This window comes from Dyadobacter sp. HNCC25DJ186 (assembly GCF_056895235.1).
Map to the genome: position 1 here is coordinate 237,421 of NZ_JBXHAS010000004.1, position 15,503 is coordinate 252,923.

8 protein-coding genes are annotated in these 15,503 nt (G+C 41.4%); 6 read left to right on the forward strand and 2 right to left on the reverse strand.

Going from position 1 to position 15,503, the window contains the following annotated elements:
• Window positions 1-110 precede the first annotated feature (110 nt).
• From AC1XUO_RS14820 to AC1XUO_RS14845, 6 genes are all read left to right on the forward strand, one after another.
• Window positions 111-3,326: a SusC/RagA family TonB-linked outer membrane protein gene (locus tag AC1XUO_RS14820; protein WP_483330570.1), complete on the forward strand. Its 3,216-nt coding sequence runs from the start codon at window positions 111-113 to the stop codon at window positions 3,324-3,326.
• A 10-nt stretch (window positions 3,327-3,336) separates the two neighbouring features.
• Window positions 3,337-5,187: a RagB/SusD family nutrient uptake outer membrane protein gene (locus tag AC1XUO_RS14825; RefSeq protein ID WP_483330571.1), complete on the forward strand. Its 1,851-nt coding sequence runs from the start codon at window positions 3,337-3,339 to the stop codon at window positions 5,185-5,187.
• Between the two features lie 5 nt (window positions 5,188-5,192).
• Window positions 5,193-5,873: a DUF3823 domain-containing protein gene (locus tag AC1XUO_RS14830; RefSeq protein ID WP_483330572.1), complete on the forward strand. Its 681-nt coding sequence runs from the start codon at window positions 5,193-5,195 to the stop codon at window positions 5,871-5,873.
• A gap of 215 nt (window positions 5,874-6,088) precedes the next feature.
• Window positions 6,089-6,967, forward strand: coding sequence for an AraC family transcriptional regulator (locus AC1XUO_RS14835; protein WP_483330573.1), 879 nt, complete (start codon window positions 6,089-6,091; stop codon window positions 6,965-6,967).
• A gap of 520 nt (window positions 6,968-7,487) precedes the next feature.
• Window positions 7,488-10,814 carry a SusC/RagA family TonB-linked outer membrane protein gene (locus AC1XUO_RS14840; protein WP_483330574.1) on the forward strand — a complete coding sequence of 1,109 codons (3,327 nt, stop codon included), beginning with the start codon at window positions 7,488-7,490 and terminating at the stop codon, window positions 10,812-10,814.
• Between the two features lie 7 nt (window positions 10,815-10,821).
• Complete coding sequence (locus tag AC1XUO_RS14845; RefSeq protein ID WP_483330575.1) at window positions 10,822-12,282, forward strand: SusD/RagB family nutrient-binding outer membrane lipoprotein; 1,461 nt, start codon at window positions 10,822-10,824, stop codon at window positions 12,280-12,282.
• Window positions 12,283-12,644: 362 nt separating this feature from the next.
• Here the strand turns inward: AC1XUO_RS14845 and AC1XUO_RS14850 are convergent, their stop codons facing one another.
• Window positions 12,645-14,447 carry a M61 family metallopeptidase gene (locus AC1XUO_RS14850; RefSeq protein WP_483330576.1) on the reverse strand — a complete coding sequence of 601 codons (1,803 nt, stop codon included), beginning with the start codon at window positions 14,445-14,447 and terminating at the stop codon, window positions 12,645-12,647.
• 126 nt (window positions 14,448-14,573) lie between these two features.
• The gene (locus AC1XUO_RS14855) at window positions 14,574-15,458 is read right to left on the reverse strand and encodes a nuclease/transposase family protein (RefSeq protein ID WP_483330577.1); all 885 of its coding nucleotides are present in this window, start codon (window positions 15,456-15,458) and stop codon (window positions 14,574-14,576) included.
• Window positions 15,459-15,503: the final 45 nt, after the last annotated feature.

The window sequence follows — 15,503 nt, forward strand, 5'->3', positions numbered from 1 at the left end:
GAAAAATACATCCAAATTTCAATATGGTTTATTCAACAAATATTTGATTTATACAAATATTTAACACTAAGAATAATTACTATCTCATCTCTAATTTAATATTTTACACAATGAAAAAACGTAACGGATATCCGGAATGGGGTATTTCCAAAGCCCTGGGCGTTTTCATAACGGCCGCCTGTTTATGCCCACAGGACACCCTGGCGCATATAAATCCAAAATTTTTAAACAAAACGATAAATACCTATGAATGGAAAAATTACATTGACAAAACGATTTCAGGCTCAATAGTCGATGAGAACAGCAATCCATTACCCGGCGTAAGTGTTGTTGTAAAAGGAACCTCAATCGGAACAAGCAGCGGTGCGGACGGAGCCTTCGTTTTGAATATTCCAAACGACGCCCAGACGCTTACTTTTTCTTTTATTGGATACACATCTCAGGATGTTGCCATAGGGAATCAATCGACAATTAAGGTTACAATGGTTCCGAGCAATGAGGAACTTCGGGAAGTGATTGTGGTTGGTTACGGAACACAATCCGCCGCTACGGTTACGGGTGCTGTGAGCAATATCCAGGCAAAAGACCTGATCCGGACACCTTCGATCGGAACCTCAGATGCGCTGGTTGGGCGGGTACAGGGAATCACCGCACGGAAGGCAGATGCCCGTCCGGGAAATGCTACTTCTATCCAGATCCGTAACATGGGAACGCCACTTTACGTAATTGACGGGATTCCTTCTGACGCGACCAACTTCAATAATTTAGGTCAAAATGATATTGAAAGTATTTCAATTCTGAAAGATGCCTCCGCCGCAATTTATGGTTTACGGGCGGCGAACGGCGTAATTCTGGTTACTACAAAAAGAGGAAAAGCCGGAGACGGACCAGCAAAAATCAATCTTTCGGGTTACTATGGTTTGCAAAATTTCACCCGGTATCCAAAACCGGCTAACGCTTATCAGCACATGCGCGGCTTGGTCGAATCGGACGTGAATCAGGGCCGCACGCCTTCGATCACGCCGGAAGAACTGGCAAAGTGGAAAACCGGAACAGAAAAGGGATTCCAGAGTTTTGATTATTACAAAATGGTCATGCGTCCGAATGTTCCGCAATATTATGGAAATGCAAACGTATCAGGCGGAACGGAAAGAATCAATTATTATCTCTCTTTCGGACAGCTGAGCCAGGATGCTTTAATCAAAGATTATAAATTTAAAAGAACAAATATCCAGGCGAATATTGAGGCACATATTACTAAAAAACTAAAAGTCGGAACACAGATCAACGGTCGAATTGAAAACAGATCGCAGGTTGGAGTTCCGGGTCTTGACGATTATTTCAATCCGTTCCTCAGTATTTTTACCATGTGGCCTACGGAACGTCCTTATGCGAATGATAACCCGAATTATATCAACCAAACGCATAATGTTAATGTCAACCCTGCCACCTATACAAAGGAAATTACAGGATATATAGATGAATTAACACGCGTTGTAAAAGGCAACTTTTTTGCAGAATACGATTTCGGTTTTGGTTTAAAAGCCAAAGGAACGTACTCCTATGGGTTTACCAATTTCGACTTCGACGGTTTTGAATACACGTATGACGCCTACACTTATAACGCAGAGAAAGATACCTACGACGTAGTGGTCGGTGGTGGAAACCAGAATCCGTGGAGAGAGCGGCGCAAGCGGAATATCGTTGATCGTTTCGCTCAATTTCAGCTAAGTTATAACAAAACTTTCGGTGATCATGAAATCTCAGGGGTCGGTGCTTATGAGCAGTCGGATAATGTAAATACCTATATGATCGTCCATACGGTACCACCCAATAATTATATCCCTTTGATGTCTTTCGCCAACCAGGATTACCTTTTGGATGAATGGAGCACAGAGGCTCGGGCAGGTTATATTGGTCGGGTAAATTATGCTTTTAAACAAAAATACCTTGTTGAAGCAGTGGGTCGTTACGATGGATCTTTCCTTTATGCACCTGGAAAACGTTTCGGATTCTTCCCAGGCGTTTCGGCCGGCTGGCGAATTTCAGAAGAAAATTTCTTCAAAGGGAAACTGGAAAATGTTTTCAGCAACCTTAAAATCCGCGCTTCTTATGGCCGGACTGGTAGTGACCGTTTGACGCATCTTCCAAACGATCCGTTTGTCGTTGATCCATTCAGTTATTTACCCGGATATAACTTCTTGCAGGGAAGCGCAATTTTTGATGGTGCTTATAACATTGGTGTTCGCCCGAGAGGTTTGCCAGTTACTACGTTATCCTGGATTACCAATGTTTCCACCAATTTCGGGATTGATTTTGGCTTTATGGGCGGAAAGTTAAACGGTCAGGTTGATGTGTTCCAACGCAAACGCGAAGGCTTGCCAGCAGCACGTTATGACGTTTTGCTTCCATCAGAAGTTGGATACAGCTTACCAAACGAAAACTTGAACTCCGATGTAAACAAAGGAATTGAGGCCGTGTTGACCTACAAAAGTTCCATTGGCCAGATCGATTATATTTTCAGTGCGAACGCTACGCTTTCCCGTCGTAAAGATCTTGATTTCTACAAACCCCGTTTTGGAAATTCTTACAATGAGTATCGTAATTCTTTTGTTGACCGCTGGGGAAACATCAATTGGGGTTACCAGGTAGAAGGCCAGTTTCAGTCACAGGAGGAAATAGAAAGCCATACGATCGACAATGATGGGCAGGGAAACAGAACGCAGTTGCCCGGAGACTTTATTTACAAGGATATCAATGGTGACGGCATCATCAACGACCTCGACGAAAGACCGATCGGATATGCCGAAGGAGCGAATCCATACTTGAGTTTTGCCTTTAACGGAAGTCTGGCTTATAAAGGATTCTCCCTCTTCTTCGACTTCGCCGGCGCGTCGATGCAAAGTTTTCAGAGAAACTGGGAATTGAAAATACCTTACCAAAATAACGGAACTTCTCCACATTTCATGCTCGAAGACCGTTGGCATCGCGAAGATCCGTTTGACCCTAACAGCAAATGGATTCCAGGGACTTATCCGGCTTTACGAAAAGATAACACCAGCCACGTAAACTTCCGCAGGAGTGATTTCTGGATTACGAACGTGCGTTATATCCGTCTTCGGAACATAGAATTTGGTTATAATTTCGATCAGAAACTTGCGAAAAAAATTGGTTTGTCGGGCCTTCGCCTTTACGTAAATGCAACCAATTTATTCTCTATTGATAATGTAAAAAAATACGAAATCGACCCTGAAATTTCATCCGGAAATGCTTTGGTATATCCGCAGCAGCGCTTGTTGAATGTTGGTTTCAATCTTACTTTTTAATCTGATTACCATGAAAACACTATCAAAATATACATCATTCGTTCTCCTGCTTTTTTTCCTTTCAGGATGCGCTGAGAACTGGCTGGACCGAGAGCCACAAAATTTAATTCTTGAAGATCAGATATGGAATGACCCGAAACTGATCACTGGTTTGCTGGCCAATTATTATGATCGTTTGCCGGCCCATACCACTTTAAATACAGGCTGGGCAGAGTTTGCGGCCTATGATGAAGCCATGTGGTCAAACAATGATGATGGAAGAAATAACATTATTTCCTATCCTTTTGATCGCTGGCGCTTATGGGATTACGGATTGATCCGGGATATCAATCTGGCGTTGGAAAACATTGAAAAATTCAGTACGAAACTTTCAGCAATTCAAAAAAGTCAGTTTTCAGCTGAATTACGTTTTGTCAGAGCCTTAGTTTACTTTGATCATGTAAAAAGAATGGGCGGTGTTCCTATTGTCACCAAACAATTAATCTATGATTTCAACGGAGACCCATCTTATTTGCAGCAACCCAGAAATAAAGAAGAAGAAGTTTATGATTTCATTGCGTCAGAGCTTGATGCTATAAAAGATCAGCTGGGAAACGCCGGAAGTAATACGCGTGCAAACAAATTTACGGCAATGGCATTGAAAAGCCGTGCTATGTTATACGCAGGTTCGATTGCCAGGTATAACAGTAAAATGGCTTCTCCTATCTCAACACCTGGCGGAGAGGTTGGGATTCCGGCAGCCAGAGCAGCGGACTATTACACAAAAGCACTTGCTGCTTCCGAAGAAGTGATAAACAGCGGAATGTACCGATTGTATCAGACCAACCCGAACCTTGGTGAAAATTTTTATGATGCAATTACTAAAAAAACGTCAAATCAGGAAGTGATTCTTGCTCAGGATTATCTGACGAGCAAAGACAAAAGACATGGTTTTACGTACGACAATATCGCCAGAAATGTTCGGGAAGATAATCTTTCATCCTCTTCCATAACGCCATCGCTTAATCTGGTTGAAGACTATGAATATCTGGACGGAACTTCGGGTGAGTTGCGTACCAGAAATGCCGCTGGCTCGGATTATGTTTATTACGACAATCTTCAGGATATTTTTGCAAATAAAGATGCCCGTCTTTACGGTACTGTAATTTATCCGGGAACCTCATTCCGTGGAACTCCTGTGCAGATTCAGGCTGGTGTCAAATTGTGGAACGCATCGACAAACAGTTTTCAGAATGTTGAGTCTAATACGCTTGGTTCAACTTACGAAGACGGCGGTCTGCTGACAGGCTCGTCCGGACCGCAGCGTTCGCAGACAGAAGTTACAAACTCTGGCTTTTATCTGAGAAAATATGTTGACCAGACAGCCATGTCCAGTACGCGTGGTATCCGTAGCGATATGTGGTGGGTAAGGTTCCGTTTGGGTGAAATTTACCTGAACGCAAGTGAAGCTGCTCTGGAATTGGGTAAAACGGCTGATGCTTTGAAATATGTGAATATCATTCGTGAAAGAGCTGGTTTTGGCGCAAATAGTTTGAAGTCACTTTCTATAGAAAAACTTCAGAACGAACGTCGTGTTGAACTTGCTTTTGAAGATCATCGCGTATGGGATCTGAAACGCTGGCGGATTGCGCATGAGGTTTGGAACGGAAATGCTTCAAATCCGGATGCAGTTATTTATGCACTGTATCCATACCGCGTTGTTCGCCCGGGGCATCCTACTCATGGCAAATACGTATTTGACAAACTTGTCGCACCACGTTTCCGTGCGCCACGCTTCTTCCAGATGGGGAATTATTATTCATCCATCGAGCAGCTTGTTATAGACAATAATCCAAAAATCGTCCGTAATCCATTCCATTAAAAGATATGAAAACGACACTAATAGCATTTTTCATGATGGCTTCGGCAGTCATATTTTCAGGATGCGAAAAAGATAACTATCAGCAGCCGAAATCTGTTTTAAAGGGCCGAATTGTTCACGACGGACAAGCAATTGGCGTTAGATCAAACGGTGTTCAATTGGAATTATGGCAGCGCGGTTATCAGTTATTTACCAAGATTCCGGTTTATGTAAACCAGGACGGAACATTTTCAGCCAGTCTGTTTGACGGAAATTATAAACTTGTGAGATTACGCGGCAACGGTCCCTGGATCGATAATACTGATTCAGTTGATGTTCAGTTGAAGGGATCACTTGAAATAGATGTGCCGGTTACGCCTTATTTTGTCATCAGAAATGATACGTATCAAAAAGGGGAAAAAGCGGTTTCGGCCACCTTTAATTTACAGCAAATTAGCACCAGCCGTCAAATTGAACGTGTTAACCTTTATGTTGGAACCACAACCATCGTGGACGCCAATAACAATGCAGGAAATGCTCAGAAAGTTGCAGCAGATCTGACTGACCTGACCAAACCGGTAACATTGACGGCCAGCCTATCGAATACACTCGCAAGCAGAGACTATGTATTTGTCCGGATCGGTGTGAAAACGGCCGGTGTTGGTGAAATGATTTTTGGTGCGCCACAAAAAATAGCGCTGAGATAGTTTTCTGTTTTTCACTGATTTTGACTGCGAGGTATAGTTATTCTATACTTCGCAGTTTTTTTGTCTTATCAAAATGCAATAACAAACTTATTTTAACCTATAATCACCGAAAAAATAAATCTTCCAGATAATTTCCGACCATTTTTCGTGTTTATTAATTCTGAAACTGGTATGTTAGCGTATCGACATCAATAGCCTGCTAAATTATCTACCCGATGAAAGTAGTTCAGTTCACTATACCCGTTGCCAAAGAAAGCACGATTGTAGTTCAGGATAATATTATCCCCCATTTCTACAATCACCTGCACCGTCATCCTGAAATTCAGATCACCTGGATCAAGTCGGGAGAAGGAATGCTTATCGCCGGTAATTATATGCAACGGTTCAAAAGTGGGGATATTTATATTATCGGAGCGAACCAGTCGCACGTTTTCAAAAGCGACGATATTTATTACGATCCTGAACAAAACAAAAGCGTCCACGAAATTTCTTTCTTCTTTAATCCTGCACATCTTTTCCAAAATATTCTAAAACTTCCGGAAATGGCCGTCATAAGGAAATTTGTAGAAGGTGTTCAAAATGGGTTGCAGCTCCCCGAGAGTTCTTATGATTTGGTAAAGAAAACGATGACTGAAATTACGAAGAGTTCGGACAGTCTTCGGATTTCTACTTTCATCAATTTACTCCAATCCTTTTCTACCCTGAAAAACCTGAAACCACTATCGACAAATAATAACGAGCAAATCATTTCTGATGTGGAGGGAATCCGGATGGATCAGATTTTCCAATATGTGATCGGTAATTACAAAAACCATATAACGCTCAGTGAAATTGCCTCCGTTGCAAACCTGACTCCCCAGGCTTTTTGTCGTTATTTCAAAAAACATACAGACAAAACCTTCGTAAGTTTTTTAAATGAAGTGCGTGTAAATGAAGCCTGTAAGATTGTGGTTTCCGGAAAATTTGACAGCATTTCCGATGTTTCGTATCAAACCGGCTTCGACAATGTTACCAATTTCAACCGTGTATTCAAGAAGACAGTCGGAAAATCACCACGTGAATATCACCGTGATTTTTTCAAAAAGCTGCTATAATTAACTATTTCACTGGATAAATCTTCAAAGTACAGAAAGCATATACGCCCGACAACTGGCTGATTGTCTGATTATTGATCATTTTATAAAAATTTACATCCAACCAGTTGAAAATCCAACATTTCAATCTACGAGTTTAAATTTGCCTCTTTTTTAAATATTCCATATAAATCACTACATAATACACATAATGCAAAATTAATTATAATACTAAGTTAATATCGGTAAACTATCCGGCAATTAACACGAATAATTTGCAAAACGTAGCAGGTAATTTTACACTCATTACTTACAGTCATTTACCTAACACGATGTGCATGAACAATACGAGCTACTGTTGTCATTTATTTAGTGAACTAATCACGGTTTCGACTCCCTGACATCTTCCATTTTCTGGAAATGCCAATGCCGGTGAAATATTTCTCCGGAAGAATTGCTGTTGCCCAAGGACCTAATTTGTTACAACCTATCTACAAGTATGAAACGACCTAACTTTTTTATTTTATCAAAGCGTTTATGCGTGGCAGCATTCATAGCGCTTTTCTGCGTTCCGATGGATTTCGTCAGGGCAGCACCGGTCAAACAATTTTCAAAAACAGCTGATATCGAAATATCGGGTATCATTACCTCCAAAGACGACGGCAGTCCACTTCCAGGTGCCTCCGTATTGGTTAAAGGAAGTTCTAATAATGGAACAACCACCGACGCAGATGGGAAATACAAACTTATTGTTCCCGAAAACGGTACGTTGGTTGTCAGCTTCATCGGTTTTATTTCACAGGAAATTCAGGTGAATGGCCGTAAAAATCTTGATATTATTCTGGTGTCGGATTTAAAGCAGCTCAATGAAGTTGTTGTTACTGCGCTGGGTATGACAAGGCAAAAAAAATCGCTTGGATACTCGATCCAGGAAGTAAAAGGAAACGATCTTGTTCAAAGTAATGAGCAGAATGTATTGAACTCACTCTCCGGAAAAGTGGCCGGTGTGCAGATTACTTCGGCAAGTGGAGCCGTAGGTTCCGGGTCGCGTATAGTGTTAAGAGGTAATAACTCTTTTGGTAATAACCAGCCATTATTTGTTGTCGATGGTGTTCCTGTCAGCAATTTTTCAACAAATCTAGGGTCCGGCGGATCCGTAGATTATGGTAGTGCCATTTCAGAAATTGATCCAAACAATATCGCCTCGATGTCAGTGCTGAAAGGCGCGAATGCCGCAGCTTTATATGGTTACCAGGCCGCAAATGGCGTTATCCTGATCACAACAAAAAACGGAAAAGGATCAGGTAACAAAATGTCAGTTTCCTATTCCGGAGGTTTTTCAACAGAGAAACCATATATCCTTCCAAAATATCAGAATCAGTATGGACAGGGAAAATATGGTGAAGAATATATGTGGAAACAATATCAATCCGGTGCGATCACACTGGGTGACATTGGCGCAGATGAATCTTTATCTCCCGCTACTTATCAGGATTGGGCACAGCAGGTTGGTTTTTCATACAAAGACGGACTTGGAAATGGCGTAAATGACGGTGTTGACGAAAGCTGGGGACCTCGCCTGGATGCAGGATTGAATATCCGACAGTACAACAGCCCTCTTGATGCAAATGGAGATCGTACAGCAACACCCTGGATTTCACATCCTGATAACGTGAAAGATTTTTTCAGAACAGGTTATACCATCGACAATTCCCTTGCCGTAACAAACAGCACTGAAAACGGAGATACGCGTCTGGCTTTCAGTAACCAGAAACAAGTTGGAACAATTCCTAATACAGATCAGAAACGTTACACGATTCAGTTAAATACAACGCAGCAGCTGACAAAACGATTGAAGACCAACGCTTTGATCAATTATGTTCGTACAGAAAATGATAATCTGGTAGGTCAGGGATATAACAGTAATAACCCGATGCAATCGATCGGGGGATGGTTTGGCCGTCAGGTTGACATGAATGATCTTAAAGCAAATTATGAGAAAACATTTGCCAACGGAATGCCTTATAACTGGAACAATAACTTCCACGACAATCCTTACTTCAATGTTTATAACAGCACCCACGGCCGCAAAAAAGACAGAATGTACGGAAATGTAAGCGCGACTTACAAATTCCATGACTGGCTGACAGCGATGGTGAGAGTTGGACAAGACTGGTCGAGCGAGCGTCGTAACGAGATTACTTATAACAAATCGAATTCAACGCTGACCAGTATGGCAGACAAAACCTGGGGTGGCGGTAAATTCAAAGAGTGGCAGTATAGCCTCAGTGAATTTAACGCGGACCTGATCCTGACAGGTGGCGGAAATATCGGTAAAGATTTTTCTTTGAACTATACCGCGGGTGCCAATTATAGAAATAATCAGCAGATCAATAGTTCTTTGGGAGCAGATCAGCTTACAGTACCTAACTTATTCACAATCAGCAATACAAAAGGTTCTCCGGTTACAAGTATGAACACGACAATGTTGCGATCAAACAGTATTTTCGGTCAGGCTTCTTTCGGTTATAAAGAATCCCTTTACCTGGACCTTACGGCACGTAACGACTGGAACTCGACGCTGCCGAGCGACAACTGGTCTTACTTCTATCCTTCTGCCAGTGCGAGCTGGGTATTCACAAACATGCTGGATATTAACCCAAATATTCTACGATTCGGTAAGTTGAGAGCGAGCTGGGCGAGTGTTGGAAATGGCGGATCGCCTTATTTACTGCAAGCACCATACATCGCAAACGCTGCGGGATTTAACGGAACAACACTTTACAGCATTTCAAGTACATTGCCCCCGCTAAACCTCAAACCTGAAAAAGCGAACAGTACCGAAATTGGTACGGAATTGCAATTCCTGAACGGTCGCTTAGGTCTGGATGCGACTTATTATGATAAAGTGACGACCAACCAGATCATGCAGGTTAACATTTCTAATTCGACAGGATTTGAAAAACTACAATTGAACGCTGGTGAGATCCAGAACAAAGGAGTTGAGTTACAGTTAAACCTGGGAATCATCCGCAAACCGGAAGGTTTTAACTGGGATATGAACGTGAACTGGGCAAAAAATAGCAGTAAGGTTAACAAGTTATATGAAGATCCGGTTACGAAACAAAAACTCGAAGCCTACACGATCACCTCTGCATGGAGCCTAACTGTTGATGCAATACCCGGACAAGCGTATGGAGTGATGCGCGGAAATGCATTCTTGCGTGATGAAGCAACGAATGCAATTATTATCGGAAGTGATGGTTTGCCAAAATATACTTCGTCTCCAAAAGTAGTAGGAAACGTGATGCCTGACTGGGTCGGCGGTATCACCAACAGTTTTTCTTACAAAAATGTGAGAATGAGTTTCCTTCTGGATATGCGTAAAGGTGGTGATGTGTTCAGCGTAACGCAGTGGTTTGGACTTCAATCCGGTGTTTTGGAACCAACTGTTGCGGGAGGAATTCGTGAAAACGGTTTGATCGTCGGACAAGATGTTTTGAAAGACGAAAAAGTAATGCTTGAAAACGGCGAAGCAAACAATATCCGTGTCGGAGCGAGAGATTATTTCCAAAGCTTATGGGGTGGTAAAGAAACTGCAATTATAGACGGAAGTTTTGTAAAACTACGTCAGATCGAACTTGGTTATACGCTTCCCGCCTCTCTTACAAACAAAGCTACCTGGTTGAAAGGCGCGGGATTGTCTGTTTTTGCTCACAATGTTGCATTGCTTTACACGCACAAAAGCAACGTGGCACACATCGATCCGGAAACAGGTTTTGGTGTTGGCAACGACGGGCTTGGTATTGAACAATATCAGATTCCTTCCAACAGAAGCATCGGTGTAAAACTTAATGTTAAATTCTAATTTCGATATGAAAAAACTATCATCCTATATACTGTGCATCGGACTTTTGGGTTTCTCTGCCCAGTCCTGCACCAACGAGTTTGAAGAAATCAATACAAACCCAAACAGTCCCGTTGAAGCACCGATAACCAACGTGCTGGCTTATGTGATTGAAGACTTCGCAGCAAATTATTTTGATGCCTGGGGAAATATGAACGAACCGGAAACATACAGCGGCCACCTTGGAAAAATCCAGTATGTTGACGAAGCGCGTTACATGTACCGCAGCGGAACGATCAGCGATCTTTGGAAAAAGGTATACCGCGATCTGAAAAATGCGCAGGCGGTGATTGACCAGGCGGATAAAACGCAAGCTACCAATATGAAAGCGACAGGGATGACAATTCAGGCCTATATCGGGCAGATCGCAACGGATCGCTGGAGAGATATGCCTTACACCGAAGCGATTAAAGGTGATCAGGGTTTTATCACACCAAAGTATGACAAGCAGGAAGATATTTATCCTTTACTAATTGCACAACTAAAAACAGCGGCAGATCTTTTCGCGGCTGGCGGAACAGATCCGCTTGGTGAAGGAGATTTGTTATACAAAGGAAAAGTAGCGAACTGGCAGAAATTCTGTAATTCATTGCGCCTGCGTGTGGCGATCCGGATTTCAGGAATTAACCCGGCTCTTTCGAAATCGATCATTGAAGAAATTGCTGCAAACCCGACCCAATATCCTGTTTTCACCAGCAATACGGATAACGCATTTTTTAACTGGGTTGGTACAAATCCATACATTGAGCCATGGAACAACGATTTCCGCTCACGTGACGACCATGGACCAAGCGCTCCTTTGATCAATACTTTGACAACTTTGAACGATCCGCGTTTACCAGTTTATGCGAAACCAGCACCTGATGATAATGTTTACCGAGGTGTTGAAATCGGCCCGATCAGCTCTCCTACAATTTCTCGCTTTTCAAGGATAGGTGTCAGATTCCGTGAAAACGCCGCTGGTTTTTCTCCATTCATGCGTTATTCAGAAGTTCTTTTCATTATGTCGGAAGCAGCCTTGAAAGGCTGGAACGTCGGCGGACAAACGGCTGAAAAACTTTATGAAAGTGCTGTTACGGCTTCTTTACAGGAAAATGGAATTACAGATGCAGCCGTCATCACAAAATATCTGAGCGGAACCGGTGTGAAATGGGATGGAACGACAACCAAATTATATACTCAAAAATGGCTTGCATTATTTAAAGACGGCCACGAAGCTTGGGCTGAATCACGAAGAACCGATGTTCCTTTGCTTCCGGCCGCGAGTGGATCTCCATTCCCCGGACATACACGTCCGCCTTTCCGCTACCCATACCCGGCAGAAGAAACGACTCTCAATGGAGCAAACAGTGCAGCTTCTGTTGCTGACGTAAAAGACAACTTGTGGGGAAAACAAATGTGGTGGGATACGAGGACAGGAGTTAATTAATGGTTAATTGTTAATGCTGAAACGGCGACTATTTCATGCTCACGCTAGGAAATAGTCGCCATTTTTAATGGTAAAGGTGAGGAAAAGAGGCTTATCCTTTATTCTCAAAGGTAAGTCTTTCGAATACCCAATTTAGGTTATAAAAATCCTGAAAGGATGATATTATTATAGAAAATGCTGAAACGCTCTATCCTTTTCCTAATCAATAATCAGTCTGGCAAATATTATGCTGGATTTATTACAATCCTGAAAGGATGATATTATTATAGAAAGTGTCGTGAAAAAGTTAATTAAAACCCTGAAAGGGTGACATAGTTCGCGCCGCTACTTGTACCTTTAACATGAACTAACTAACATTCCAGTTACTTCACCCAGCTTTTCAAAATTGCAAATTGGAGCTTGTCCGGATTTGGCATCGGAGTAATATCAAATGACCGTTCAGATTTTGTACCAAGTACAACCGAAATTGCTATTTTAGTATCATTTTTAATGAGGCTCAAATGAGTTTTTTCACCTGATTTTCTATTGGCAAACAGATACTCAACATTTTTCTCAGTCGCTGGTGTTGAATCAATCTCCTGAATTACATTTCCTCTTCGAACGCCCACTTTCCAGGCCGGCGAATCCCAGTCAACACTTATTACTACGAGGCTGTCATTTATCAGTTTTGTTTTTATTCCTGAATATCCGCCAGGAAGCTGTTTTCGAGCAACGTCAATGTTGAGTCCGGCATAATTGAAATACTTCACATAATCTAGTTCCTTGGTTGTATATACGTAGTGGAAAATTTCATCCATTGAAGCGCCGGCAACTTGCTCACACACTTTCCGGAATTCCATTTCCGTGAATCCACGTTTTTGTTTTTGGTAATATTCCTGATACAGCGTACGCATCACATCATCCAGCGATTTTTTGTTTTTGGTTTCATGACGAATTTTGAAATCCAACAGCAAACCGACGATTGGACCTTTGATGTAATAGGAAATCGTCTTATTGAATTCATCATTGACACGACCACTCGGCCCGTCAGACCAGGTTTCTGCACTCGCCTGTGCCAGAGACTGATACAATCTTCCTGGCTGCGTTTCCAATTGCAATATTAAAGATTTAAATGCGTCCAGGGTTTCCTTTTCCGACATCAACCCCGCTCTGTTCAAAATTGGATATTCATAATAAACCGTCAAACCTTCCGAAACCCACAGCAAATTTGTTTTGCTTCCGCGGTCATAATTAAATGGCCCAAGTTCGACCGGGCGGATTCTTTTAACATTATAATGGTGAAAATATTCATGTGTTAAAAAGCTAAGCAATCTGACTTTACCCGCCTGCGTACCTAAATCTGCTCCGTTGAAACTTACAGCCGTAGAATTCAAATGTTCAATTCCGCCTCTTCCAGGGCCAATTGCCAGAAATGTATAGCGTTTATAAGGAATGTCGCCAATCAAACCGGATGCTTGTTCGATCATCTTTTTCAGGTCCTGCATAAATTGCGCTTTGTCAAAATCACCCATTTTGAAACCAATAAAACGGTGCGGGATCCCTTTTATCTCAAAGGCCGGCAGTTCTTCCAGATTCCCGATTAAAATCGGGCTGTCATAAAGTATATCAAAGTCAGGTGCTGTGTATGTAAACGCCTTTCCAGCAATTGAATCAAGTCCTGTCGCAACATTTTTCCAGTCTGCAAACGGCGTAATTGTAATTTCTGCCGGTCTTTTTATTTCATTTTCCAGATAAAGGCAAACACTTGCGGGAATAATATAACCATGCTCTTGATCCAGAAAACTGGTTCCAACGAATTCCCGTGAAGTAATAACATCATATTCCACCTTCAACGTTCTGGTTTTTCCTTTCTCTATATGCCAGCCATTTTTATCCTTCTTCCTGAATTCAAGATTTTTTCCATCTCCGTCCTTTACTGAGAAGTTGGTGACTGCGTCGGCAAAATCCATGATCTGATAATATCCCGGCGACCAGGCAGGTATTTTCAACGTAGATGTTTCCTGAGATCCCACAGAACATTCCATCGTTACATGAAATGTATGGTTACCGGGATTGTTCATAGTAACCACGAACCTGACAGGATCTGGCATTTGTCCAAAAACTGCCAAAGAATTTAATAACAGGAGCGTGATGAAAAGCTTGTAAAAAAGAGCGTTTCTTTTCATAATTTAGGTGAAGGATGATATTAAATTTGATATGGGCAAGCAAGAAAAATACAATTGTAAGATAATCATTAAAAACAAAAAGACTCCACGGGGAGCCTTCAAATTTTTTCTTACATTAAGTAAAATTTATGATAGCTTTTGCTGCACATTTAGAACAAAAGATTCAGTTACACTAGCGAAGTTGGCGATTTCAGAAATTGTAAACCTTTTTGCCAATAACAGGTTACGGACAACTTCTTCTTTGCCCTTAACAATCCCTTCTTTTTCCTTCAAGTCAAGCACTAATTCCCTGATTCCCATAGCTGTGCGTTTTTCTGTTAATTCTTCAATTACCTTATCAAATTTAGCATTAAATTTTAGATCTGCAAAAGTCACGTAGTTTTGAAGGAAAATCAATAAATATCCAATTTTAGTTCTTGAAATCTTTTTGCTTAGCAGCAATTTCGCCAGTAAATACTTTTGGTGAAAAAGCTTTTCGTCGTTATTATATTGTCTTTTCCTGATTGATAGTAAAACTGTCAGAATTACTATTGCAAATGGGTTATTACTTTCAAGGAGCATTTCTTCATTTTGCTCAATTACTTTGTAGGTATTAAACTCAAAACTAAGTTTCGTACGCAGATATTCATATGAATATCTTTTCGGTTTAAAGCTTTTCTGCGCATCAGTAAAAATCGCAATGCTTGTCAAACGTTTACCATATCTGTCAAGTATCCGATAAAAGTATGCAAACATTCTCTCTCCGAAATCCTTGTCATGGTAACCCTGAACTTCAATATGTACAAGAATCCATTCTTCTTTTCCTGATTTTGTGAAAACCTTAACCAGCTTATCGACAAACTTTGGCGATAGAATTTCTTCTGTCGGGAATAGCTGTTCCAGCTCTTTGTCGAGAAACTGAAAGCCTTTTTTAATATCAAATACTTCGTCAGCATTATTGAAGAAAAACAACAGAAAATCTCCGAATATATTTTCCAGTATACCTTTCCAAAGCGTATCATTTCTTTTCATAATTAATTGAATAAGTAGTGTGTGATTTTAATTATTACGACAAAG